Origin of the sequence: Undibacterium sp. FT79W, from assembly GCF_014284215.1 — a bacterium.
Taxonomy (GTDB): domain Bacteria; phylum Pseudomonadota; class Gammaproteobacteria; order Burkholderiales; family Burkholderiaceae_D; genus Undibacterium; species Undibacterium aquatile.
Window position 1 is genome coordinate 85,164 of sequence record NZ_JACOGB010000008.1, and the last position, 26,488, is coordinate 111,651.

The window sequence follows — 26,488 nt, forward strand, 5'->3', positions numbered from 1 at the left end:
GATTATTTTAGTGCGATTGTTTTTGTACGAATATTTTGTAAGATCATTTTGTGCGATCATCAGTCGCGAACATTTTCTTTTCGGATGGCTCTGCTATGTTAAAAGCTCCTGAACTTCTCTTACCAGCTGGTTCGCTGGAAAAAATGCATGCCGCGTTCGACTTCGGTGCCGATGCGGTGTATGCCGGTCAGCCACGTTACAGTCTGCGTGCGCGGAATAATGAATTTTCTACGCTGGAAGTCTTGCAGCAAGGCATCAGCGATGCCCATGCGCGGGGCAAATTGTTTTTTGTTGCCAGCAATATTTTCCCGCATAACTCCAAGCTCAAAACCTATCTGCGCGACATGGAGCCGGTGATCGCCATGAAACCGGATGCGCTGATTATGGCCGATCCTGGTCTGATCATGATGGTGCGCGAAAAATGGCCGGAAGTGCCAGTGCATCTGTCGGTGCAGGCGAACGCGGTTAACTGGGCCGACGTGAAATTCTGGAAAAAAATGGGACTGACCCGCGTGATTCTGTCACGTGAATTATCGCTCGATGAAGTCGAGGAAATTCGTCAGGAATGCCCGGACATGGAGCTCGAAGTGTTCGTGCATGGCGCGCTGTGTATTGCGTATTCCGGTCGCTGCCTGTTGTCGGGTTATTTCAATCACCGCGATCCGAATCAGGGCACTTGTACCAATTCCTGCCGCTGGGATTACAAGGTCGAAAATGCCGCTGAAAACGAAACTGGTGATCTTGCGCGGATTCCGGTGGAAACGATTAAATTTGACTTCAACAAGGCATTGGAAGACGCAAATCAATCGTTTTCAGCGATGGGCGACATGCCGCGTCACCCGCTGGCCGACCGTCCTTACCTGATTGAAGAATCGACCAAACCAGGTCAGCTCATGCCAATTTTGGAAGATGAGCACGGCACTTACATTATGAATTCGAAAGACTTGCGCGCCGTTGAGCACGTTGAGCGTCTGGCGAAAATCGGTGTTGATTCTTTAAAAGTTGAAGGTCGTACCAAGTCGCTGTATTACGTCGCACGTACTGCACAGGTATATCGTCGTGCGATTGATGATGCGGTGGCTGGTCGTCCGTTTAACCCGCAATTGCTGGGTGAACTCAATGGTCTGGCGAATCGCGGTTATACCGACGGTTTCTATCAGCGTCATCACACGCAGGATCATCAGAACTATATGGAAGGCGTGTCGCAGGCACACCGTAGCCAGTATGTTGGTCAGGTGCTGAACGTCGCCGATGGCTGGGCGGAAGTGGAAGTGAAAAACCGTTTCGCGGTTGGTGATCAGATCGAAATCATTTCACCGAATGGTAACGAAATCGTGACGCTGTCAGAAATGCGTAACAAAGAAAATCAATCGCTGAACATCATTGGCGGTGCAGGTCATACTGTGCGCATTCCGCTCGATGCGAAATACGAAAAAGCCTTGCTGGCGAAAATGTTGTAAGCGAAAAATTGCGGCATTATTGACGCAGTATTAAAGCAGTATTGAGGAAAAATTCGGATACTCCCCCCTATTTTTCGTAAAAACCCCCTGATGTCCTTATAAACAAAGGGGGGTTTTAGATACTCCGGGGAGTATTTTTTTGCCGCTGGATGGCATGGTTTCTCTTTTCGCACATAGCCTGTGTCCTATCTACTCATACTTGCGCTGACGCTGACTTACTATCTGCTGCTCAGTCTGCTGTGTTTTCTGGTTTATTTTTACGACAAACAAGCAGCGATTCAGCGCAGATCACGCGTCCCGGAGAAAAATTTACTGTTGCTGAGCCTGATCGGTGGCTGGCCGGGGGCGCTGCTGGCGCACAAATTTTTACGCCACAAGTCGATGAAGCGACCGTTTCTGCGCTGGTTTTTTCTGATGCTGGTGTTGCATTGGCTGTTGTTGTTTGCATTGCTTGCCGCCTGCGTATTTTTCGCAAGCGCACATTAAAAAAGTGGCGGTCGTCACATTGATCTGTCTGCGTGATCTTCCATTGGAAACGTGATAAAACACAGATGCCGCGCATGTCTGCAAATTTTTCTTACCCTTCATTTCAGCTCATTGACTTCTCTATGGATTTGTTTGACCGCCTCACTGATGATGAACTGCCCATCGTATATGCCACGGCTTTATATACTGCGCCGCTGAGTCAGACCAAAGCGCTGGAGTTAATGCAGCTAGGCGGCGCGAAAACCATGATGGGTAATCCCTACGATGCAAAACTGCTCAAAGATCTGATGCTGGATTTGTGCAAGCGTCAGGTTTTGCGGCAGGAAATCGGCCTGGGTTATATCTTGCGTGATGACTGGCGCATGCCCGTATTGCTGCGTTTGCAGCAGACCGGTGGCATGAAATTGTGGATCAGCCAGATTCGGGATCTATTAAAAAAACACGGTGAATATCAGCACTGGAAATCCTACGATGCAGAATTTTACAGTCGTGAAATGCTGTTTTCCGTGTTACTCGGCAGAACCGATGAAGCCTTGTTATGGCGTGAAAAATTTCTCAGTGTGAAAAACGATCACGCGCTTATTCCTGGCGCTGAATTTTTCCAGCATGAAGATGGTATCCGCTTATTTTCTCAACTCCGGCCGATTGATCAGGGCATGGTGCTGACGGATATTTTTGTTAAAGCCAACTGGGAGTTACTCGATTGCCGGCTGGCGTATGACTACGCTTGTCAGCAGATGGATCAGGAATCGAATAGCTGGCCGCAATTGATGGGGCTCGTCGCGTGGCAAGCCTTATTGCGCGGAGACTTTGACCGTCTCGCACAGTTGCAGCGCCAGTTGCCGCCGCAATTTCAGGGTGAAATCCTGATCGCGATGGCGGTCTTGCAAAACAAAATGACTATCGCAGTAGGACTGGCGCAAACCCATGCGCAGATGCAAAAAGTCAGCAGCGGTAAGCGGAAAATTTTTATTCCCGATTTACTTGGTTTGCTGAGTACGATCGCGATGCTGGCAAAGAATGAGACCAGCAGTTTGCAACTGGCGAAAGCGCAGGTGGATGAGGGCGTGAAACAGCGGCATGCGTTCAGCTACTACGTTTTACAGCCGCTGACGAATCACATGGCGCAAGGCGTCGTGTTGCCAGTGTCGCATTTTAATGTCCGCAATGTGCATGACATCGACGCCTTGTTTGAGGCAATCTGCGCGTATTGGCAAGACGCACCACCGCATCCGCGCCTGCATGCAAAGTTGCTGGAAATGCGTGAGACCATGGTTCGCTATGGCTATCAGTGGGTAGCGGCGGAGCTCGATGTATTGCTGGCGCATCAGTTTAAAGAAGTGCCGCAATTCCCTGAATGGCATCATAAAAAAAATATCCAGCCCTTGTTACTCGCTTTACAGCGGGAAGAAGGGTGGAAGAGGGCATTGAATGCGTTGTCGCAACTCAAGCCTGCCAGCACTGCTGCTGTCGCCAAAAAAGAAGAAGAAATGCGTCTCGCATGGTTACTCGAATTTCATTTTCAGGAGCTGAAAATCGAGCCGCGTGAGCAAAAGCGCAGCGCCAAAGGTGTCTGGAGTAAAGGGCGACCGGTCGCATTGCGGCGGCTGGTGCAAGAGCTGGATAGTTTGTCTTATCTTTCTGAACAGGATAAACAGATTGCTGCCTGCATACGCCGCGCATCGGACAGCTATTACGGCGGCAGTGAATTTGAAATCAATATCGATAAAGCGCTGCCGTTTCTGGTTGCGCATCCTGCCGTGTACTGGTCTGATGCACCGGATGTACGCATTGATGTCGTCAAAGGCGATATCGCGTTGCAATTGAAAGAGAATGGCGACCAGATCAGCTTGCAACTGGAACCATTCATCAGCGCCGATGCGAGCGTGGTGTGGAAAAAAGAAACGCCGACCCGTCTGGCCGTGTACACCTCGAGCCCGGAAATTAAACAAATCACTGGCATCCTCGGTCGCGGCCTGACCGTGCCGGTCACTGCCAAAGCGCAGTTAGTCGATGTGATTGCCGCGATTGCGCCGCATCTGTCTATTCATTCCGATTTGCCTGAGCTGGCTGCGCATATCGCGACGCTGGCCGCGGATCAGACCATGTTTGCGCATTTGCTGCCCTTACAAGAAGGCTTGCGCGTGCAACTGCTGATGCGGCCTCTGGCTGACGGCGGTTGGTTTCAACCGGGCAAAGGCGCGGCCAACGTGCTTGGCGAGCAGGCGGGCGTGCCGGTGCAGGCGAGTCGCGATCTGCCAAAGGAAAAAGCTCTGATGCAATTCGTGTTGGATGCGTGCCCTGCACTGGCGAATGCTGAAGAAAGCGGGCAGGAATGGCAGTTGCAACATCCTGAACAATGTCTGGAATTGCTGGAGCAATTGCGCGCAGTTCCTGCTGATAGCCTGCAACTGGTCTGGCCTGAGGGCGAACGTTTCCGTCTGCGAGGTAGCCGTTCTTTACAGAATTTACGCCTGACGATCAAAAAGCAAGGAGAGTGGTTTGTCGCTGGCGGTGAGTTATCGCTGGATGATGGGCGGGTGCTGGCGCTGCGTGAATTGCTGCAAATGGCAGGATCAGCGCGCGGACGTTTCCTACAATTAGGTGAGAATGATTATCTGGCATTGACCGACAGCTTTCGCAAACGACTCGATGAATTGCGCGCATTAGGCGAAGCCGGTGCCGACGGCATACGCCTGAACGCGCTGGCGGCACCTGCGTTGGCGGAACTGGCTGCTGAAGCTGGCGAAATAGAAGTCGATGCGGCGTGGCGTGAGCAAGTGAGTAAGCTCGATGCGCTGGCCGATTTTTACCCGCAGCTTCCTTCTACGCTGCAGGCGGAATTACGTGATTATCAGCTGGCCGGTTATCAGTGGCTCGCGCGACTCGCGCACTGGGGTGTCGGTGCTTGTCTGGCGGACGATATGGGGTTGGGGAAAACGGTACAGACGCTGGCGCTGTTATTGGACAGAGCGCCGGGTGGGCCTGCGCTGGTGGTGGCACCGATTTCGGTGGCGATGAACTGGCAGTCAGAAGTCATGCGCTTTGCGCCGACGCTGAAGGTGCGTGCGTATCACAGTCATCGTTCACTGGCTGATCTCGGGCCTTTCGATCTGGTCATTGCCAGTTACGGCATGTTGCAGTCGGATGCCGAGGCATTCGCTGCGCAACACTGGCACAGCGTGGTGCTGGATGAAGCGCAAGTCATCAAAAATGCCGCAACCAAGCGCAGTCAGGCAGCGATGGCATTAACGGCAGATTTTAAAATGATCGCCAGCGGCACGCCGGTAGAAAATCATCTGGGTGAATTGTGGAATCTGTTCCGGTTTATTAATCCCGGCTTGCTCGGTTCCAAAGAGCGTTTTACCGATAAATTCAGTACGCCGATAGAGCGAGGTGATAAGCCTGCACGTCAGCATCTGAAAAAGCTGATACAGCCGTTCATTTTACGGCGTACCAAAACCCAGGTGCTGACAGAGTTGCCGCCACGCACTGAGATCACCTTACAAGTCGAGCTGAGTGATGAAGAGCGCCATTTGTACGAAGCTTTGCGTCAGGAAGCAATGGATAAAATTGCGTCCCTCAGTGCGGAAGAAGGGCAATCGCTGAAAGTGCTGGCAGAGATTACTAAATTGCGCCGTTTCTGCTGCCACCCGCAACTGGTATTAAAAAATTCCACGATCAGCGGCAGTAAGCTGGCGGTCTTTGAAGAAACCATCGATGAGTTGCTGGACAATCGCCACAAGGCGCTGGTGTTCAGCCAGTTTGTCGATCATCTGGCGATCGTGCGCGACAGTCTCGATAAAAAAGGCATACGTTATCAGTATCTTGATGGCAGCACGCCTGCAACCGAACGCAAAAAGCGCGTTGACGCATTTCAGGCTGGTGATGGCGATGTGTTCCTGATCAGCCTGAAGGCGGGTGGCACAGGGCTGAATCTGACCGCTGCCGATTATGTCATTCATCTCGACCCGTGGTGGAATCCGGCGGTCGAGGATCAGGCCTCTGATCGCGCGCATCGCATGGGACAACAAAGACCGGTCACGATTTATCGTCTGGTGACACAAAACACGATAGAAGAAAAAATCATCGCCTTGCATGCGGAAAAACGTGATCTGGCAGACAGTCTGCTGGATGAGGGCGATGTTGCTGCACGACTCGACACGGCGGCATTACTGCGACTGCTGAAAGAAAATATTTAATTAATTTATACGTGAGTGGTTATGTGTTGCCATGAATCTTTTTTTCTCATTTGCTCCTACTCTGATTGAAATCAGACAGCAGAATCTGCATTTAGATAAACGAAATGCTTCGTTGTCTGCATGTTGCCAGCTCCATATACTTGTTTCCATCAAATGTCACTTTAAGGATGGGGTAAGTTATGAAATTCCAATTGAAAAGTTTGTCTTCTTTGTTTGGTGTTGCGCTGGCAGTGCTGTCATTTTCTCAAAGTGCCTATGCGGATAAATTAGACGATATTAAAAAATCGGGAGTGTTGCGTGCAGCAGTATTTGACAGTAATCCACCATTTGGTTCTGTCGATGCCAAGTCGCATAAAATCGTCGGTTACGATATTGATTTTGCTGAAGCGCTGGCAAAAAAAATCGGCGTGAAACTTGAGTTGGTTGCGACCAATCCTGCTAATCGCATCCCACTTTTGCAATCAGGAAAAGTGGATCTGATTGTGGCCGATATCACGATCACAGCAGAACGTGCAAAAGTGATTGATTTTAGTTACCCCTACTTTGTCACCGGTCAGCAATTTCTGGTTGCAAGTTCAGCGGCGAATAAGCTTGATGCATTTGCAGAAGCGCGTATCGGCGCAGTCAAGGGCACGACAGGCGAACAAGAGTTGCACGTCCGTTTCCCGAAAGCGCAAGTCGTTGCTTATGACGACGTACCGCTGGCGCTGACTGCTTTGCGTAACGGCAGTGTGAAGGCGATCACGCAAGACAGTTCGATTTTGGTCGGCTTATTGTCAAATGCAGGTGATAAGAAAAATTTCAAAATTCTGCCTGAATACCTGAGCACTGAACATATCGGCGTCGGTGCGCCCAAAGGTGAGAAAGCATTATTAAATGTGGTGAACTCGTCGCTGCTGGAGCTCGAAAAAAACGGTGAAGCCGCAAAAATTCACGAACGTTGGTTTGGTAAGCATTCAGCCGCACCCGAACCAAGAAATTTTAAAATTGTTGCGCAGAATTAAGCCATTATTGATGTTGTTCAATGAGCTTGGTTAATACTATTCCAGCTGTCGAATTTCGCCATCTCTCTAAAAGTTATGGCGATTTTTCTGCTCTCAGTAATATCAATTTGCAGATTGCTGCCGGTGAAGTGATTGTCATCTGCGGCCCTTCCGGTTCCGGAAAATCAACCTTGATCCGTACCATCAATCGCCTTGAATCCTACGATCAAGGCGATATTCTGGTCGGCGGAAAATCTACCAAGGATTTGCATGGACGCCAATTGCAAGAGCTGCGTTCTGGTATTGGTTTCGTGTTTCAGCAATTTAATCTGTATGCACATTTAAATGCCCGGGAAAATATCATGATTGCCCTGGTGCGCGTGCTCGGAACTGGTAAGCAGGAAGCCCGGCGACGTGCGGATGCTCTGTTGGAAAAAGTGGGCTTGCCGGATAAGGGCGATCATTTTCCTGCGCAGCTCTCAGGCGGGCAGCAACAAAGAGTAGCGATTGCGCGCACCCTGGCAATGCAGCCAGCCATTATTTTGTTTGATGAGCCAACCTCTGCCTTGGATCCTGAAATGATAGGTGAGGTCTTAAATGTGATGCGGGAGTTGGCGCATACCGGAATCACGATGCTGGTTGTCACGCATGAGATGGGCTTCGCGCGCGAGTTGGCTGATCGTATCGTGTTCATGGATCAGGGCGAAGTGTTAGAAGTCGCTGCGCCAGATCAGTTTTTTTCGCAGGCAAAACATCCCAGGGCACAACGGTTTTTGCAGAAAATTTTACCCTCGCATGCCAGTTCTGTATGAATAGTTTTCAATTTGACTGGAGCGGTGTTCTCACCGGAGTGCCTGCCACCTGGCTCCTGTCCGGATTACTCAATACGCTACTGATCACGATAGTTGGCTCTGTTGTCGCCAGTGTGCTCGCTATCCTCTTGTTACTGATGCGCACCAGTGAATCGCGTTGCTTACGATATCCGGCACAGGCTGTCATCATGGCTTTTCGGAATACGCCATTACTGGTTCAACTGTTCTTCTGGTATTTTGCTGCCTATCCGGCGTTGCCGGAGGCGTTCCGTGACTGGGTGATCAGCGATCACTGGTTCTCACCTTTGCCTGATGGCTTTCGTTTTCTTTCTCCCGAGTTTATCTGTGCCTGGCTTGGTCTGAGCTGGTTTACTGCTGCATTTTTAGCAGAGGAATTGCGTGCCGGTTTGCAGGCAGTGTCTATCGGGCAGGGCGAAGCCGCGCTCAGTCAAGGTTTCAGTCGCTGGAAAAGCTTTCGCTATATTTTGTTGCCGCAAGCGATTCGTAATGCATGGCAACCTGTTGTCGGTCAATATCTGAATTTGATGAAACTATCTTCGCTGGCATCGGGAATAGGTTTTGCTGAAATTATTTATAGTACCCGGCAGATCGAAAGCTTCAACGCGCATGCGATAGAAGCCTATGCTATCGGCACGCTGTTGTACCTTGCATTGGGTGCGCTGATGGGACAGGTATTTTTACGTTTTGGCCCTGGCTCCACCATTCCAGCGGCTCAGGCCGGTCGTTCTGCGATGATTGCTTTCCTGCGCCGCCGGAGTTCTTCGTAATGAGTTTTGATCTTGCCGTCGTAGTCGATAACTGGTCATATTTATTCTTTGGGCGCGCTGCGGATGGTGAGATAGGCGGCTTGCTCCTCACTTTGCTGATGTCGCTGTCGGCTGGTGTTATCGCTTTGGCAGGCGGAGTCCTCACTGCTGTTATTGCATGGCGCTTTCAAGGAGTGGTAAGACGGGTGCTGTTTTATGGCGCTGAACTGATACGTAGCATTCCTTTGATTCTGGTCATTTTCTGGCTCTATTTTTTTCTGCCGCGCTGGCTGGGGCGCGATGTCTCTGGCGTCACTACTGTCATTTTGGCGATAGCATGGTTTAGTGCCGCATCCGTTATGCATTCGACCCTCGCCGGAATCGAGTCGCTACCGTTGGGACAGATTGAAGCCGGACTTGCCAGCGGAATGAGTTATTGGCAAGTGTTGTGGCATATCCTTTTGCCGCAAGCGATACCGAATCTGATTCCTTCATATATCGGTCTGTTTGTTGCGCTGATCAAAGATACGTCACTGGCAATGGTGGTCAATGTCCCGGAACTCACCACGGTTGCGAATCAGGTGAATAGCCGCACACAGATTTATCCGGCGGAAATTTTCCTGTTTATCGGCGTCATTTATTTCATTATCTGCTCTCTGTTGAGTGAATTACCCCGCTTTCTCTATCGTGGTAAAAGATTTCAATTGATCAAAAAATAAATAAGCCAGTCGATGATGCGGTATTTACTTCCTCCGGAGCATCAGCGATCCCTGCCGATATCGCTAAGGGTTAGAGCACTGAGGTTACAATAGCGATTTGCATAACGCTGTATTGTATTTATTGTGACTACTCAAGTTTTACCGCCCCGCCGCGTCTCCGTGGCTCCGATGCTCGATTGGAGTGACCGTCATTGCCGTCAGTTTCATCGCCATATCACCCGCCATACCTGGCTGTACACCGAGATGGTGACGACAGGATCGCTGTTTCATGGTGATCTGCAACGTCATCTGGAATTTAATCCCGGCGAACATCCGGTCGCATTACAGCTTGGCGGCAGCGAGCCTGCTGATCTCGCACATTGCGCCAAATTGGGCGAAGAGTGGGGATATGATGAAATCAATCTGAATTGCGGTTGCCCGTCTGAACGCGTGCAGAAAGGCGCTTTCGGCGCTTGTCTGATGGCAGAGCCATTATTGGTCGCAGATTGCGTGAAGGCGATGAAAGATGCGGTCTCCATTGATGTTACGGTCAAGCATCGCATCGGTATTAACGATGTCGATTCCTATGAATTCATGCGCGACTTTGTCGGGCAGGTGGCTGAGGCCGGTTGCAAGACCTTTATCGTCCATGCTCGAACCGCGATTCTGAAAGGTTTGTCGCCGCGCGAAAACCGTGAGATTCCACCACTGAAATATGATTATGCCTACCGCTTGAAGCGAGAGTTTCCTGAGTTGGAAATTATTCTGAATGGCGGGATTAAAACGACGGCGGAAATGCAGCAGCATTTGCAGCACGTCGACGGTGTGATGATAGGGCGCGAGGCGTATCACAATCCTTATTTTATGGCAGACTTTGATGCGCTCTTTTATGATGATATGACTCCGGTCAAAAACCGTGAAGAAATTCTGCATGCGATGATTCCTTATATTCATCGTCAGTTAGAATTGTATGGCAATGGTGGCAAGGGTTTGCGCCTCAACAGCGTGATACGCCACATGTTGGGATTGATGATGGGACTGGTTGGTGCCCGCGCTTTCCGGCAAACCTTATCCGATAGTAAAAAACTGGCTTCCGGTAATCCTGACATCTTGCTTGAAGCTTTTGAACGCATGCAAACAGTGACTGCGTATGATCGCAGTCTGGAAGTATCTTCTCAATAATCAGAGGGCCTTATGAACATGTTTATCAAATCCATCATCGCTGCTGCCGTCGCCTCAGTTACTTTGGCCGCACAAGCTGAAATTGTAGTGAAGGATGCGTGGGTCAGAGCTACCGTGCCGCAACAAAAAGCGACTGGTGCGTTTATGCAGATTCAAAGTACAAAAAATGTGCGTCTGATTGAAGTACAGTCGGCGGCAGCCGGTCTGGTGGAAGTGCATGAAATGAAGATGGACAATAACGTCATGAAAATGCGTGCGATTCCTCAACTGGATGTGCCGGCCGGAAAAAATGTCGAGCTCAAACCCGGTGGTTATCATGTCATGCTGATGGACTTGAAGGCGCAGGCAAAAGCCGGTGATACTGTGACACTGAAATTAATTTTCGAAGATGAAAATAAAAAACAGGAAACTGTGGATGTGAAGGCGACCGTCAAAAGTCTGACAACGATGGAACACAAAATGTAAGTTTCATGACCCAAATTGTGACGCTTTTCTATGGCGAGTAAAAATTTGTAATAGCTTCCGGTGATGCGAGGTGGTGCAGTTATATTGTCTACTGTTTCAACGCACGCTCCTCTTCTCACTGGATTGTGAGTTTATGCCTACGTAGGACTTACGTAGGCATTTTTTATTCAAACTCATTTTGACTAGACAGATTTTATGCGACGAATCTCATCCTCCAAAAGAAATGCTCTTGCCATTGATATGGCAGTCGCTATATCAGAACCTGCCATTCTGAGCCGTATTCCTTTCGATCAAATCCGTATAGAACATTTGCTATCGCGCGCAGACGATGTACATCACGTACTGGCGCTGACCCCGGAACAAAGTGCATTCTGGCGCGAAACCGCAAGCACCTTGCGCGGTATGCTGCGGCAACGTGCAGCGCGGCGTGAGCAATGGCAATCAGCACAACGGGAATCGTTACAGAAAAACGCATTTGCCTTACCTGAATTGTTTTCCCAGCTTGAACGGGAAGAGCAGTCCGGCGCGACCGAAAATATCCGCATGCGTGATTTGTGCCTGGTGTTTTATGAAACACTGAGCCAGCATCAACGTCAGTTGTTGCACGGTTTTTTATCGACGCAGGTAGTGAGTCGTCACCAGCCATCTGACCGACTGAGTAAAGAATCACAGGGGATGACATTGCTGAGCTGGCCTAAGGTCTCACGTCAATACGAACAACACCCGGTGACCGCGTTTCTCAGTTTAATGGCCTGATTGCTTGAGAAAGTATTGCTATGGGGGCGAAATCCTTATATAATGCGTAGCTCACTTGGGGCAGTATTCCAGTGAAATTCAGTGGTGGTCGTAGCTCAGTTGGTAGAGTCCAGGATTGTGATTCCTGTTGTCGTGGGTTCGAGCCCCATCGTCCACCCCACAGAATTTAATGAAATCAACGGCTTACAGAGTTTTCTTTGTAAGCCGTTTTTCTATTTTCCAACGGAAAAAATTTTCCAGTGTTTGTACCTCTATGCGGTTTTGTCTGCCGTTGACAAATGATTTGTCGTGGGAAATGACGTTCAAGCTTGAGTCAGTTTATTTACTTTTGTTGATGCCATCTCTTGCGCATAGAAACTGACGAAACGACCTAGGCCGGTCTAGTCCTTTCAGCCAGTGACCCCATCCTTTTGCAGTCAGATTGACTACCGTCAGGGGAGTTTCTAAATAACCCCACACTCCTTAAGCTTATATCACCTAAAAAAGCAAAAGGAGCTGTCATGGCGAATGAAGGCAAAGCCTATTCAGTACTGGCTTCCAGTACTTTGGCGTTTACTGTGTGTTTTACGATCTGGATGATGTTTGGTGTGATCGGTATTCCGATCAAAACTGCCTTGCATTTAAATGAGACCGAATTTGGCTTATTGACTGCCATGCCAGTTCTGACTGGCTCATTGATACGGGTGCCGTTGGGTATCTGGACTGATCGTTTCGGTGGTCGTATCGTGTTGTTCCTCCTGATGTTGTCGACGGTCATTCCGATTTACCTGATCAGTTACGCAACGGCTTACTGGCATTTTCTCGTGCTGGGCTTGTTTGTCGGTCTGGCTGGCGGTTCATTTTCAGTCGGCACACCGTATGTTGCGCGCTGGTTTAAAAAAGAACGCCAGGGTTTGGCAATGGGGATATTCGGTGCCGGCAATTCGGGTGCTGCCGTCAATAAATTTATTGCTCCTGTTCTGATTGCCGCAGCTGGCTGGACTCTGGTTCCAAAAGTCTACGCGGGCATGATGTTGGCTGCAGCACTGATTTTCTGGGTTTTTTCCGCGACAAATCCCAGCCATAACGTGAAATCCAGTGTCAACTTTATGGCGCAGCTCAAAATGTTGAAAGATCCCAAAGTCTGGCGTTATTGCCAGTATTACTCGGTGGTGTTTGGCGGCTACGTTGGTCTGAGTTTGTGGATGGTCAAATATTACGTCACCGAATATGGTTTTGACATCAAGAGTGCAGCCTTGCTGGCAGCCTGTTTTTCTTTGCCTGGCGGTGTGTTGCGCGCTTTCGGTGGCTGGCTTTCGGATAAATACGGCGCTTATAAAGTGACCTGGTGGGTGATGTGGGTTTGCTGGGTAGCGTTCTTTTTGTTGTCCTACCCACAGACTGATTTCACGATCAAAACAATCAATGGCATGCAGACATTTCATATTGGTCTGACTCCAGTGCTGTTCACGATGATTTTATTTGTAGTCGGCATCGCGATGGCGGTAGGTAAAGCATCGGTATTCAAGTTTATTTCGGATGATTACAGCAGCAACATCGGTGCGGTATCGGGTGTAGTTGGTCTGGCCGGTGGTCTGGGTGGATTTATTTTGCCAATCATGTTTGGCGCGATTGTTGATGTGACGGGTATCCGCAGCTCGTGTTTCATGCTGTTGTACGGCACCGTATGTGTTTCTCTGGTTTGGATGCACTTCCAGTTCCGCCGTGAAGGCATGCTGGCGGCACAGGCATCGTTACCTGCATAAATTCCGGTGTGAACACGCCTCAATGTAATGAATGTTTTTTGGAAAATCAGGAGCAGATAATGAGCCATGTTTTAAAACGCTGGGAACCGGAAAATCCGGAATTCTGGCAAAAAGAAGGTAGTGCAATTGCGAACCGGAACCTGTGGATTTCGATTCCGAGTCTGATGCTGGCGTTCTCGGTCTGGATGTTGTGGAGCGTGGTGGCGGCGAATCTGGATAAGGCAGGATTTAAATTCACGAAAGATCAGCTATTCTTTTTGACCGCGCTGCCAGCCTTATCCGGCGCGACTTTGCGGATATTCTATTCATTCCTGGTGCCGGTGTTTGGGGGCCGCAAATGGACTGCGATTTCGACCGCAAGTCTGCTGATTCCCGCGATCGGTATGGGTTTTGCGTTGCAAGATCCGACCACCAATTATTCAACGCTGCTGGTATTGGCTTTGTTGTGCGGATTGGGTGGTGGTAATTTCAGTTCCAGTATGGCGAATATCAGTTTCTTTTTCCCAAAATCACGCAAAGGTTATGCGACCGGCATGAATGCAGGTATCGGTAATCTGGGCGTGTCTGTGGTGCAGTTTCTGACACCGTTGGTGATTTCATCTGCGATGTTTGGAGTTGCGATTTCCGGTGATGGCTTTTTATTCCACAATGCCAAAACAGGCGTCGATAAAATGTATTGGCTGGGAAATGCAGGATTCGTCTGGGTTCCCCTGATTATCGCTGCGACTATCGCTGCCTGGTTTGGGATGAATGATATAGCCTCTGCGAAAGCCTCATTTGCAGATCAGGCGGTGATTTTCAAGCGAAAACATAACTGGCTGATGTGTTTTCTCTACATCGGTACGTTCGGTTCTTTTATCGGCTTCTCTGCAGGTTTTGCGATGCTGATCAAAGCGCAGTTCCCAGAAATTGATGTTGCCAAGTTCGCGTTCCTCGGGCCATTGGCTGGTGCGTTGGCACGTCCTGTCGGCGGCATGATTTCAGATAAAATCGGTGGTGCCCGTCTGACGTTCTGGGTGTTTGCTGCAATGGCACTGACGATTGCCACGGGTATTCTGCCAGCCTTGCATTCACATCAGTTCATGATGTTTCTTGGCTCGTTTATTCTGATGTTTATTCTCACCGGACTCGGTAATGGCTCGACGTTCTGCATGATTCCTATCATTTTCCAGACCGAGAGAGAGCGTGCGGTTGCTGGCAAAGGGGATGCCCTTCTGAAGCAGGCGCGTTTGGATGCGGCCAAAGAATCTGCCGCTGTGCTGGGTTTTTCCGGTGCGATCGGTGCGTATGGTGGCTTCTTTATTCCTCAGGGTTTTGGTACGTCCATCAAGATGACCGGTGCGCCTGATATGGCTCTGTATGTCTTCATCGGATTCTATGTCACATGTATGGCGGTAACCTGGTGGTACTACTCGCGCAAGGGCGCAGAGATGCCATGTTGATGCAGTAGTCGTCTTTTGTTCAGGCATTGTCCTGAAGATTAAGCCTCTGATCGCGATCAGAGGCTTTTTTATTGGCTGAATCTGATGTCTTTTTTGTGCTGTTGATACAAATCATTTTTCTTAAAAAGCGACTAGTTCTAAAGGAGTAGTTAGCCTAGTGCCAATGCTTGAGCTGACACACCGCACCGAAGAATGGGCGTGCTAACGCTGACTCTCTACACTCTCAGTATGCAAGTAAAGAAACTTGTGGGTACATCGCCCACCTGATATGGAGAGTTACGATGAGTCATTTTCTGGATAGATTGAAGTTCATGTCGCGGGTGAAGTCCACCTTCTCCGATGGTCATGGTGCTGTAGTTGAAGAGGATCGTAAGTGGGAAAACGCTTACCGCAGCCGCTGGCAGCACGACAAGATTGTGCGTTCCACCCATGGTGTGAACTGTACGGGTTCCTGTTCTTGGAAGGTGTATGTTAAGAATGGCTTGATTACCTGGGAAACACAGCAGACAGACTATCCGCGCACCCGTCCTGATTTGCCGAACCACGAGCCACGCGGTTGCCCTCGCGGCGCTTCGTATAGCTGGTATGTCTATTCCGCCCAGCGTGTTAAATATCCGATGATCCGCGGTCGTCTGATGGAAATGTGGCAAGAAGCACGTAAGACCATGGGCCCGATTGCTGCATGGGAATCCATCAGCCAAGATCCAGTCAAAGCCAAGCGTTATAAATCCGTACGCGGCCTCGGTGGCTTTGTGCGCGCTGATTGGGATACTGCACAAGAAATTATCGCAGCGGCGAATGCTTTCACGGTTAAAAAATTCGGCCCTGATCGCGTCGTCGGTTTTTCTCCGATACCAGCGATGTCCATGGTTTCTTACGCCGCTGGCGCGCGCTACCTGTCTTTGATTGGTGGCGCATGCTTGTCTTTCTACGACTGGTACTGCGATTTGCCGCCAGCAAGTCCGCAAATCTGGGGCGAACAAACCGACGTGCCAGAATCTGCTGATTGGTACAACTCTACTTATCTGATGGTCTGGGGTTCTAACGTACCGCAAACACGGACACCGGATGCCCACTTCTATACTGAAGTGCGTTACAAAGGTACGAAGACTGTTGCTGTATCTTCCGACTTCGGTGAGATGGTGAAATTTGGTGACATCTGGATGGCACCTAAACAGGGTACGGATGCAGCGCTGGCAATGGCGATGGGTCATGTGATCCTGAAAGAATTCCACCTTGGCGGCAAGTCTGATTATTTCCGCAGCTATGTCAAACAATATACCGACATGCCTATGTTGGTACGTCTGGTTGAGCGCAATGGCAGTTTCGTACCAGATCAGATGTTGCGTGCATCACAATTGCCTGGTGGTTTGAACGAAGAAAATAATGGCGATTGGAAGACACTTGCGATTGATGAGAAAACTGGCGATATCGTTTCACCAAACGGCTCTATCGGTTACCGCTGGGGTGAAGGTAAAGTCAATAATGGTGAAAAAGTCGGTCGCTGGAATCTGGAAACAAAAGATGGTGGTTCCGGTCGTGAGATCGATCCGCAACTGAGTCTGGTTGCCAAGCATGACGAAGTCGTCAGCGTAGGCTTTAACTACTTCGGTGGTGCCGATGCGAATGACATGGTGCTGCGTAATGTGCCTGCACGCAAAGTAAGCTTAGCTGACGGGACAGAAATCTTAGTCGCCACCGTGTATGACTTGTCGATGGCAAACTACGGTGTAGATCAAGGGCTGGGCGGCGCTGTCGCTCATTCTTACGATGACGACGTGCCTTACACACCGGCATGGCAGGAAAAACACACCAGCGTTAAACGTGAACTGGTCATTCAGGTCGCACGTGAATTTGCACAAAACGCCCACGAAACACATGGTAAGAGCATGGTCATCGTCGGCGCTGCTTTGAATCACTGGTACCACAACGATATGATTTATCGCGGCATCATCAATATGCTGATGATGTGTGGTTGCGTCGGTCAATCTGGCGGTGGTTGGGCGCATTATGTCGGGCAGGAAAAACTCCGTCCACAATTCGGTTGGGCACCGCTGGCCTTCGCATCCGATTGGACACGTCCTCCACGTCAGATGAACGGTACCAGCTTCTTCTATGCGCATACTAGCCAGTGGCGCCATGAGAAATTGCATATCGATGAAATTCTTGCGCCAACGGCAGACAAATCCAAAGTCAGCCACATGAGCATGATCGATTTGAATGCGAAATCTGAGCGTCTCGGTTGGTTGCCATCTTGCCCGCAATTAGAAACCAATCCACTTGATGTGTGCGATGCAGCGGCAGCAGCGGGTGTAGAACCAGCAGAATATTTGAAGCAAAGTTTGAAATCTGGTCACGTGAACATGAGTTGCGATGATCCGGATAATCCTAAAAACTTCCCGCGCAATATGTTTGTCTGGCGCTCGAATATTCTCGGTAGTTCAGGCAAAGGCCATGAGTATTTCCTGAAGTATTTACTTGGTACACAGAATGCGCTGTTTGATGATCCTGATGAAGCGGTCAAGCCATCTGAGGTTAAGTATCGTGAAAAAGCCGCCGAAGGCAAGCTGGATTTGCTGACTGTGCTGGATTTCCGCATGAGTACGACCTGTCTGTACGGCGATATCGTATTGCCGACAGCAACATGGTATGAAAAAGACGATCTGAATACCTCTGATATGCATCCTTTCATTCATCCATTGAGTGAAGCTGTGCAGCCATTGTGGGAAAGCAAAACCGACTGGGAAATTTACAAAGGTATCGCTAAGAAATTCACTGAAATCGGTGGTGACTATCTGGGGACACGCAAAGACATCGTCTTGCAACCTTTGATGCACGATACACCGGGTGAACTTGGTCAGGCGTTTGAGCCAAAAGACTGGAAAAAAGGCGAGTGCGACCTGATTCCTGGCAAGACTGCGCCTAGCTTTGTGGTCGTTGAACGTAACTACAAAGAGATCTACAAAAAGTTCACGTCGATAGGACCTTTGTTAGACAAACTTGGTAATGGCGGTAAAGGGATCAACTGGAACACCGAACACGAAGTACATGAGATCGGTGGCATCACCAAAGTGGTGACAGAAGAAGGCGTATCGAAAGGTCGTCCACGTCTGGATACAGCGATTGATGCTTGCGAAATGATTTTGACATTCGCACCGGAAACCAATGGTCATGTCTCAGTCAAAGCGTGGGAAGCTTTATCGAAAATCACTGGTCGCAATCATACGCATCTGGCGGTTGGCCGTGAGCATGACAAGATCCGTTTCCGCGATGTACAGGCACAGCCACGTAAGATTATTTCGGCACCGACTTGGTCTGGTCTGGAATCGGAAGAAGTCAGCTACAACGCCGGTTATACCAACGTGCATGAACTGATCCCATGGCGCACACTGACCGGTCGCCAGCAGTTCTACCAGGATCACCGCTGGATGCTGGACTTCGGTGAAGGTCTCTGTGTGTACAAACCAGCGATCGATACCAAGACGGTTGCGCCGATGTTGAATAAACATCCGAACGGCGAGAAAGAGATTGTTCTGAACTGGATTACACCGCATCAGAAATGGGGCATCCACTCTACGTATTCTGACAACTTGCGCATGTTGACCTTGAGTCGCGGCGGCCCGCACGTGTGGGTTTCTGAGATCGAGGCAAAAGAAGCAGGTCTGGTGGATAACGACTGGGTTGAGGTATTCAACAGTAACGGTACGCTGACGGCGCGTGTGGTGGTCAGTCAGCGTGTGCCAAAAGGCATGTGTCTGATGTATCACGCTCAGGAAAAAATCGTGAACACACCGGGTGCTGAATTGTCCGGTATGCGCGGCGGTATTCATAACTCAGTGACACGTGCGGTCTTGAAACCTACCCACATGATTGGTGGCTATGCTCAACTGGCATACGGCTTCAACTATTACGGCACGGTCGGCAGTAACCGCGATGAATTTGTGGTTCTGCGTAAGATGAGAAAAGTAGATTGGTTAGAGGGTAAATTGGAAGAGGAGTCTGCATCATGAAAATTCGCGCACAAGTTGGCATGGTGCTGAACCTGGATAAATGTATCGGCTGCCACACCTGTTCCGTGACCTGTAAAAATGTCTGGACCAGTCGCGACGGCGTTGAGTATGCCTGGTTTAATAACGTCGAAACCAAGCCTGGTATTGGCTATCCTAAAGAGTGGGAAAACCAGTCCAAATGGAAAGGCGGCTGGCATAGGAATGACGCGGGCAAATTAGAGCCTAAACAAGGCGGCAAGCTGCGCATCCTGGCGAACATTTTTGCGAATCCCAATCTGCCGCAGATTGACGATTACTACGAGCCATTCACCTTTGACTATGAGCGCCTGCAAAACGCGCCATTGTCGCAGACGCCACCGACTGCACGTCCTGTCTCTGTCATTACTGGCAAAAAGATGGACAAGATTGTCTGGGGCCCAAACTGGGAAGACGACTTAGGCGGCGAATTCAGCTCACGTAGTCGTGATCAGTTATTCGAAGGCGTACAAAAAGAAATGTACAGCACCTTCGAATCGACTTTCATGATGTACCTGCCACGTCTGTGCGAACACTGCCTGAATCCAGCTTGCGTAGCATCTTGCCCATCTGGCTCTATCTACAAACGTGAAGATGACGGTATCGTCCTGGTCGATCAGGACAAGTGCCGCGGCTGGCGTATGTGTATCTCCGGTTGCCCTTACAAAAAGATTTATTACAACTGGAGTTCCGGTAAAGCAGAGAAGTGCACATTCTGCTACCCACGGATTGAAGCCGGTCAGCCAACTGTCTGTTCCGAAACTTGCGTAGGTCGTATCCGTTATCTCGGCGTCTTGCTGTATGACGCTGACAAGATAGAAGCAGCCGCTTCAGTACCGGATGAGAAAGATCTGTATGAGGCGCAACTCGGTTGCTTCCTGGATCCGCATGATCCGGAAGTGATTGCCGAAGCGCGTAAGCATGGCATTCCAGAAAGCTGGATTCAATCTGCACAGAAATCGCCGGTTTACAAAATGGCGATGGAATGGAAAATTGCTTTCCCGCTGCATCCAGAATACCGCACGCTGCCTATGGTCTGGTATGTACCGCCTCTGTCACCGATTCAAAAGGCAGCAGAAGCAGGTCACATGGGTATGAACGGCATTATTCCTGATGTGAAATCGCTGCGTATTCCTGTGCGTTATCTGGCGAATTTGCTGACAGCCGGTAAAGAAGAACCGGTCTTGAGAGCCTTGGATCGTATGCTGGCGATGCGCGCTTTTAAACGTTCTGAAGTAGTGCACGGTCAGAAAGATACAGCAGTGTTGGCGCAGGTCGGTTTAACAGAAGCGCAGGTTGAAGATATGTATCAGACCATGGCGATTGCGAACTACGAAGATCGTTTCGTGATTCCTTCATCGCACAAGGAAATGGTGGAAGACAGCTTCAATGAAAAAGGCAGTTGCGGATTTACGTTCGGTAACGGTTGCTCGGGTGGTGTTTCCGATGGTGCTTTGTTCGGCAAGAAGCCGCAGGGTAGTGTGATTTTTGTCGAAATGCCGAAATCACGCAAAAAAATGTCCAGCGTTGAATAAAAGCCATCAGGTGCGCATGACGCACCTGATCTGCCCTAAAGGAAATTGTATGCAAATTTATCGTATTTTATCTGCACTCCTGAGCTATCCCCAGGCTGAATTGCAGGCGGCGCTTCCTGAGATACGGCAGGCGCTGGCTGATGAACCGGACAGCCTGGAATCGCTGGAACCATTGCTGGATTATCTGAGCACGACGGCATTGATTCCCTTGCAGGAAAACTATGTCGGCACGTTTGATCGCACACCTTCAGTGGCGTTGCACCTGTTTGAACATATTCACGGCGAGAGCCGTGATCGTGGTCAGGCCATGGTGGATCTGATTGAAGAATATCGTCGCCATGGATTTGAACCGGAAGCGAGCGAGTTACCGGATTATGTTCCTTTGTTCCTGGAATTTTTGAGTCTGGTCAGTGACGAAGAGGCTGAAAAACTTCTGGGTGAAGCAATTCACGTGATTGCGGCCATTGGTGTTCGTCTGCAGCGTCGTGAAAGTCCTTATGCGAACGCATTTTTGATGCTGACGTCGTTTACGGATGTCGTGCCGCAAGAGCAGGGTGAACCGCCAGTACGTGATATGGATGACGCAATGGAAACTTTCGGCCCTGGCGCTGATGGTGTTGAACCTTTGCTGAAACCGAATCTGTCAGGCACGCATCCGGTCAATTTTTATCCTAAGCAGCCCAAAGCGAACGGCGCTACTTCTTGTCAATGAGGAGATACCATCATGACTTATCTACATCAATTTATTTACGGGATTTATCCCTACATCGCGTTGGCTATTTTTCTGTTCGGCAGTCTGGCACGTTTTGAACGGGAACAATACACCTGGAAAAGCGACTCTTCGCAAATGCTGCATACCGGCAACCTGAGAACCGGCAATATTCTGTTTCACCTCGGAATTCTCGGATTGTTTTTCGGCCATCTGGTCGGCTTGCTGACACCGGTCGTTGTCTGGGACACGCTGGGAATCACGCACAGCTTTAAACAGATGATTGCGATGGTGGCTGGTGGTATTTTCGGTACCTTATGCATGGTCGGCCTGCTGATTTTGTTGCATCGTCGTTTCTCTGATGCGCGGATTTCTGCTGTGACGAAAACTGGTGACAAGGTATTGTTGCTGTGGATTTTCATTACGCTGGGCTTGGGCTTATCGACGATTTTTGAATCAGCGAATCACAGCGACGGCCACATGATGGTGCTGCTGATGACATGGGCACAGCACATCGTGACTTTCAAGGGTGACGCTGCTGAATTTATCGTTGCCGCGCCATTACTGTTCAAGCTGCATTTGTTCATGGGACTGAGCTTGTTTGTGATTTTCCCTTTCACCCGTCTGGTGCACGTCTGGAGCGGCTTTGCTTCTGTGACCTATATCAGCCGCGCATGGCAGCTGGTTCGCCCACGCTGATTTGGAGATTAACATGCCTGTCGTAGTCAATGGTTATGAGTTCACCGATGCGGATATGGAGCGGGAGTTACCTGAACATCAGGATGCTGCCGACCCGGTAAAAAGTGCGATGACGGCACTGGTTCTGCGCCGCATCCTGCTGCAAGAGGCGCAGCAGTCAGGTTTGCAGGATGATGATGAAGAAGCGCTGATTGACGCCTTGTTGCAACAGGAAGTCAGCGTACCCACACCCGGACGAGATGAGTGTATGCGCCAGTATCAGGCACACCCGGATCACTTCCGGGTTGGTGAGCTGGCAGAAGCCAGTCATATCCTGTTTCAGGTGACACCAGGTGTGGATCTGGATGCTCTGCGTAAGCACGCCACGGTGGTACTGGAGGATGTGTTGGAAAATCCGGCCCAGTTTGGCGAATGTGCAAAGGCCAATTCCAATTGTCCATCAGGCGAAGTCGGCGGTAGTCTGGGGCAGATCGGCCGTGGTGCAACCGTGCCAGAGTTTGAGCAGGCATTGTTTGCGGCCGAAGCGGGTCGGATTATTCCTAAGCTGGTCGAGACCCGCTTTGGCCTGCATATCATACAGGTGGGGCGTAAGGTCGAAGGGCAGATGTTGCCGTTTGATAAGGTCGAAAAAGATATTGCGAACGCGATGCATCAGGCCAGTCATGATCATGCGTTACGCCAGTATCTGCAATTACTGGTAGGGCGCGCACAGATTTCCGGTATCGATATACAAGGTGCCGACAGCCCTCTGGTGCAGTAAAGCAGGCCGGCATGCGGCCGGCCGCGATTGCAAAAAAAAAATACTAAGGAATGTGTTTGCACATTCCGGGTCACAACTAAGGTGAGAACATGTCTAAAGCAATGAAAGAACTGGTGCGTCAGCATCAGGAGTGTGATGATCAACTGAACCGCTGCGAGGCCGCTTTGCATAAAGGTGATATGGCTTCGGCCGGACGCAATTTCCGTTTGTTCAACGAACAGCTGGACGGGCATTTTACGCTGGAAGAAAACAAACTTTTCCCTGCGCTGGAGCAGGCAACCGGCATGGTGAATGGCCCGACCAGCGTCATGCGTAGTGAGCATGCCGAGATACGCAATCTGCGCGACGAGGCGTATGCGGCGATAGCGGCAAATCAACCCGAAGCCGCGTTGGCAGCAATCGATACGCTGAATGTACTGATTCAGCAGCACAATGTAAAAGAAGAGAATATTTTGTACCCTATGTGTGGCGGCAGTATTCCGGATCTGGAAGATAAACTGGGTATGGGTAGCCCTTGTTGCGGCGCATGTTCTTGCGGCTGATGTGTCGCTGATATATGGCTGACCTTTCTTTGCTGACTGCTGTTTCTCTTTAAAGACAGGATCAGTTTTGTCAGGTGTGAATATTCTCAATTACGAGCTGGCGCCATCGCCAGCGACGATCTTCGGTTGTCTGTTACCGGCACCTTGGCTGGGCTTGGTCGCCGGCTTATTGCTGGCATTCGGCTCCGCTTCAGGTTTGCCGGATCGGTTTGCGCCACTAACGCTGGCCGTTACTCATAGTCTGGTGCTGGGAATGCTGATGCCAGTCATGATCGGCGCCTTGTTTCAACTGATGCCTGTGGTGGCCGGGCAAACCGTGGCTGCCGCGCGTTATATTTCTCCTTTCGTTGCGATAGGTTCGGCCTTGATCGCGGCCGGTCTGGCCAGCGGATTTTTATCTGGCTATGTTTACGGATTCATGTTGGCAGCGGGTTGTGCCTTTGTCTTATATGGCGCGGTGGTTTGCGCCTTGCTGCATACCGCGTGGCGTATCAGCGTGGTAGATGCAACTACCCGTACTTTGCGCTGGACCGGAGTCGCCATCGCCATGGTGGTTGGTATCGGAATTGCGCTGGCAGGCAATTTCGCGGGCTGGTGGAGTATTGATGTTCTCCATTGGCTGAATTTGCATGTCGCTTGGGGTCTGGTTGGTCTGATCGCGACACTGGTGCTTGGCGTTGGTTCGACGACAGTACCCATGTTTTGGCAAAGTGCGCGACCTTCTGCTCGCTGGCAACGGGTTGTCCCCGCTGCTTTGTGGATACCTTTAGTGTTGGCGACGCCGGTATTTTTCTGGCAGTGGGCATTGCTTGCTGGCTGCGCGTTCATGCTGATTTTTGCCAGTATTGCATTGCGTGCCATCTGGCGGGCGCGGCGAAGATTTGATCCGGCCTGGCAGTTATGGCTGGTGTCAGCCGCCAGTTGGGCGACTGCAGCTTTACTGACCGGGTTGTACAACGCTGGTGACTCTGCTCACAGTCTTCTTGCAGTCTTGCCAGTGTGGGTTGTACAGGCATTTCCCTGGTGGATAGGTGTGCTGGTGCTGGTCGGTGGTGCCGTGTTGCCGGTGAATGCGATGATGGGAAAAATTATTCCGTTTCTGGTCTTTCTGCACCTGCGACGACAAACGCCTGCCGGGCAGCGTGTGCCCGCCATGCAGGTGATATTGCCGCCACAGCGCTTGTTATGGCAAGCACGTCTGGTCTTGCTGGCTCTGCTGCTGTTATTGCTGTTGCCGTTGGCACCGATGGCGTTGACAACTTTTGCTGGCCTTGTGTTTGCCGCTTCGCAAGGTTTGCTGGGCGCGCTGATGCTGATGACCTTGTTTCGCTATCGTCGAGAATTGCATACTGTCCTTATGCGCCCGGAAGCCAATAATATTCCGCATATCCCCCAAAAGAACTAGCGTATTCTGGTCTGGCGGCGAATTGTGCCTGCAGGCGCCTGCATCCACAATGCAGACATGGAAACTCCTGCCCCCGCCACTCCTGCTAATGCCGCCAATACGCTGACCGATCGTTTCGGACGCCAAGTCAATTATTTGCGCCTGTCGGTCACTGATCGTTGCGATTTACGCTGCAGCTATTGCATGCCCAAAGGCTTTTCCGGATTTGAAGAGCCGGAAAACTGGCTGCGTTTTGATGAAATAAGTCGTGTAGTTGCGGCCTTTGCCCGTATGGGTGTTGGCCGGGTCAGGCTGACTGGTGGCGAACCTTTGTTGCGCCGTGGATTGCCGCGACTGGTGTCACAATTATCCGAAATTCCCGGTCTTGACGATATTTCTCTTTCTACGAATGCGACACAGCTGCATAAACATGCGCAGACGTTGCGCGAAGCCGGTGTACATCGTATTAATGTCAGTCTGGACAGTCTCGACAAAGCCTGTATGGAGAAAATTACCGGTCGTGACAGCTTTGCCAGCATCATGGCGGGTTTGCAGGCCGGAAAACAGGCAGGATTTGATCCGATTAAACTCAATATGGTCGTCATGCAGGGTGTGAATGACCATGAAATATTGCGAATGGCACAGTTTTGCTTTGACGAAGGTTTTATTCTTCGGCTGATAGAAGCAATGCCCATGGGCGCGACCGGGCGCAATAGTCAGTATCTCGACATTGGCCCGATACGGGATCAGTTGGTTCAGCACTTTAATTTATTGCCAGCGGCAACCGAGCTGGGTGGTGGCCCTGCACGTTACTGGAGCAGTGCCGATAGCAAGGGAACCATAGGCTTCATTTCTCCTATCAGCCAGCATTTTTGCGCTACGTGCAACCGGGTGCGTTTATCTGTTGATGGCACGCTTTACATGTGCCTTGGGCAGGAAGAGCGATTTGAGCTGCGCCCCTTGCTGCGCGCAGGGATCAGTGACAGCGACCTGGATGCTGCGATCCGTACTGCGATAGAATTGAAGCCTGAACGACATGAATTTATCGAGCAACCGCATAAAATCATTCGTTTCATGTCGCAAACCGGCGGCTAAGATAGATGGAGTAAGGAATGGAAGTACGTAATATTCACCAGTTCATTGAAGGCTTTCAGCGATTCCAAAGTAAATACTTTAACGGCGACGATCCTTTATATGCAAAACTGAATCATGGTCAGAATCCGACAACATTACTGATCGGTTGCTGTGATTCCAGAGTTGATCCCGCTCTATTGCTGGATTGTGATCCCGGTGATATTTTTGTCGTGAGAAATGTGGCGAATCTGGTGCCGCCTTGCAACGAATCCGAGCATCAGCATGGTGTCAGTGCCGCCATACAATTTGCGGTCGAATCACTGAATGTCAAACGTATCATCGTCATGGGTCATGAAAAATGTGGCGGTATCCGTGCGCTGATGCAGGGCTATCAGCCTAGCCGTAAAATTGATTTCATCGGGCAGTGGATGAGAATTGTTGAACCAGTGAAACAACAGGTGTTGCAACAATTAAATTTGTCGTCCGAGTCTGAACAAAACCGTGCCTGTGAATTAGGTGCGATTATCATGTCGTTGAATAATTTACGTAGTTTTCCGTGGATATCCGAGCGGGAAGCGAGTGGTGAAATTGCTTTGCATGGCTGGTATTTCGATATGAGTAATGGTGCTTTGCTCGCCTATTCGCCACGCTCTGATACTTTTTTACCTATGGTGTGCCCGTTGGGTATCCCTCATCCCGACACACAGCAGAATATCAGCGGATAATACCGGCTGGTTTTGTGTGAAAGGCCTTGCTTTGTAC

21 protein-coding genes and 1 tRNA gene are annotated in these 26,488 nt (G+C 50.2%); all 22 read left to right on the top strand.

Features of this window, described 5'->3' with window-relative positions:
• Positions 1 to 95 precede the first annotated feature (95 nt).
• The 22 genes from yegQ to H8K38_RS15365 all read left to right on the top strand — a co-directional run bounded on the left by yegQ (position 96) and on the right by H8K38_RS15365 (position 26,451).
• On the top strand, positions 96 to 1,460 hold the full coding sequence (yegQ, locus tag H8K38_RS15260) for a tRNA 5-hydroxyuridine modification protein YegQ (RefSeq protein ID WP_186885709.1): 1,365 nt from the start codon (positions 96 to 98) through the stop codon (positions 1,458 to 1,460).
• Positions 1,461 to 1,640: 180 nt separating this feature from the next.
• Entirely contained in the window at positions 1,641 to 1,946 is a 306-nt protein-coding gene (locus tag H8K38_RS15265) for a DUF1294 domain-containing protein (protein ID WP_186885710.1), read from the top strand.
• Between the two features lie 74 nt (positions 1,947 to 2,020).
• On the top strand, positions 2,021 to 6,148 hold the full coding sequence (locus tag H8K38_RS15270; protein ID WP_222610880.1) for a DEAD/DEAH box helicase: 4,128 nt from the start codon (positions 2,021 to 2,023) through the stop codon (positions 6,146 to 6,148).
• Positions 6,149 to 6,327: 179 nt separating this feature from the next.
• Positions 6,328 to 7,152: an ABC transporter substrate-binding protein gene (locus tag H8K38_RS15275; protein WP_186885711.1), complete on the top strand. Its 825-nt coding sequence runs from the start codon at positions 6,328 to 6,330 to the stop codon at positions 7,150 to 7,152.
• Between the two features lie 20 nt (positions 7,153 to 7,172).
• On the top strand, positions 7,173 to 7,943 hold the full coding sequence (locus H8K38_RS15280) for an amino acid ABC transporter ATP-binding protein (RefSeq protein WP_186885712.1): 771 nt from the start codon (positions 7,173 to 7,175) through the stop codon (positions 7,941 to 7,943).
• Positions 7,940 to 8,731 carry an amino acid ABC transporter permease gene (locus H8K38_RS15285; protein ID WP_186885713.1) on the top strand — a complete coding sequence of 264 codons (792 nt, stop codon included), beginning with the start codon at positions 7,940 to 7,942 and terminating at the stop codon, positions 8,729 to 8,731. The genes H8K38_RS15280 and H8K38_RS15285 overlap by 4 nt, the downstream gene beginning before the upstream one ends.
• Entirely contained in the window at positions 8,731 to 9,429 is a 699-nt protein-coding gene (locus tag H8K38_RS15290) for an amino acid ABC transporter permease (protein WP_186885714.1), read from the top strand. The genes H8K38_RS15285 and H8K38_RS15290 overlap by 1 nt, the downstream gene beginning before the upstream one ends.
• Positions 9,430 to 9,552: 123 nt before the next feature.
• Positions 9,553 to 10,590, top strand: coding sequence for a tRNA dihydrouridine(20/20a) synthase DusA (gene dusA, locus H8K38_RS15295; protein ID WP_370587104.1), 1,038 nt, complete (start codon positions 9,553 to 9,555; stop codon positions 10,588 to 10,590).
• Between the two features lie 12 nt (positions 10,591 to 10,602).
• Positions 10,603 to 11,055, top strand: a complete 453-nt coding sequence (locus H8K38_RS15300) for a copper chaperone PCu(A)C (RefSeq protein ID WP_255423012.1) — start codon at positions 10,603 to 10,605, stop codon at positions 11,053 to 11,055.
• Between the two features lie 240 nt (positions 11,056 to 11,295).
• Positions 11,296 to 11,811, top strand: a complete 516-nt coding sequence (locus H8K38_RS15305) for a hypothetical protein (protein WP_222610881.1) — start codon at positions 11,296 to 11,298, stop codon at positions 11,809 to 11,811.
• Between the two features lie 84 nt (positions 11,812 to 11,895).
• Positions 11,896 to 11,971 (top strand) — tRNA-His (locus H8K38_RS15310).
• 340 nt (positions 11,972 to 12,311) lie between these two features.
• On the top strand, positions 12,312 to 13,556 hold the full coding sequence (locus H8K38_RS15315; RefSeq protein WP_186885716.1) for a nitrate/nitrite transporter: 1,245 nt from the start codon (positions 12,312 to 12,314) through the stop codon (positions 13,554 to 13,556).
• Positions 13,557 to 13,615: 59 nt separating this feature from the next.
• Positions 13,616 to 14,998, top strand: a complete 1,383-nt coding sequence (locus H8K38_RS15320) for a NarK family nitrate/nitrite MFS transporter (protein WP_186885717.1) — start codon at positions 13,616 to 13,618, stop codon at positions 14,996 to 14,998.
• Between the two features lie 281 nt (positions 14,999 to 15,279).
• On the top strand, positions 15,280 to 19,008 hold the full coding sequence (locus tag H8K38_RS15325; RefSeq protein WP_186885718.1) for a nitrate reductase subunit alpha: 3,729 nt from the start codon (positions 15,280 to 15,282) through the stop codon (positions 19,006 to 19,008).
• Positions 19,005 to 20,558 carry a nitrate reductase subunit beta gene (gene narH, locus H8K38_RS15330; RefSeq protein WP_186885719.1) on the top strand — a complete coding sequence of 518 codons (1,554 nt, stop codon included), beginning with the start codon at positions 19,005 to 19,007 and terminating at the stop codon, positions 20,556 to 20,558. The genes H8K38_RS15325 and narH overlap by 4 nt, the downstream gene beginning before the upstream one ends.
• Before the next feature lie 49 nt (positions 20,559 to 20,607).
• Complete coding sequence (narJ, locus tag H8K38_RS15335) at positions 20,608 to 21,270, top strand: nitrate reductase molybdenum cofactor assembly chaperone (protein WP_186885720.1); 663 nt, start codon at positions 20,608 to 20,610, stop codon at positions 21,268 to 21,270.
• A 12-nt stretch (positions 21,271 to 21,282) separates the two neighbouring features.
• Positions 21,283 to 21,966, top strand: coding sequence for a respiratory nitrate reductase subunit gamma (gene narI / locus H8K38_RS15340; RefSeq protein WP_186885721.1), 684 nt, complete (start codon positions 21,283 to 21,285; stop codon positions 21,964 to 21,966).
• 13 nt (positions 21,967 to 21,979) lie between these two features.
• Complete coding sequence (locus tag H8K38_RS15345; RefSeq protein ID WP_186885722.1) at positions 21,980 to 22,726, top strand: peptidylprolyl isomerase; 747 nt, start codon at positions 21,980 to 21,982, stop codon at positions 22,724 to 22,726.
• An 89-nt stretch (positions 22,727 to 22,815) separates the two neighbouring features.
• On the top strand, positions 22,816 to 23,268 hold the full coding sequence (locus tag H8K38_RS15350) for a hemerythrin domain-containing protein (RefSeq protein ID WP_186885723.1): 453 nt from the start codon (positions 22,816 to 22,818) through the stop codon (positions 23,266 to 23,268).
• Between the two features lie 76 nt (positions 23,269 to 23,344).
• Positions 23,345 to 24,673, top strand: a complete 1,329-nt coding sequence (locus H8K38_RS15355; protein ID WP_186885724.1) for a hypothetical protein — start codon at positions 23,345 to 23,347, stop codon at positions 24,671 to 24,673.
• Between the two features lie 57 nt (positions 24,674 to 24,730).
• Positions 24,731 to 25,747: a GTP 3',8-cyclase MoaA gene (moaA, locus tag H8K38_RS15360; protein ID WP_186885725.1), complete on the top strand. Its 1,017-nt coding sequence runs from the start codon at positions 24,731 to 24,733 to the stop codon at positions 25,745 to 25,747.
• A 17-nt stretch (positions 25,748 to 25,764) separates the two neighbouring features.
• Positions 25,765 to 26,451, top strand: coding sequence for a carbonic anhydrase (locus H8K38_RS15365; protein WP_186885726.1), 687 nt, complete (start codon positions 25,765 to 25,767; stop codon positions 26,449 to 26,451).
• The last annotated feature ends 37 nt before the right edge of the window (positions 26,452 to 26,488 follow it).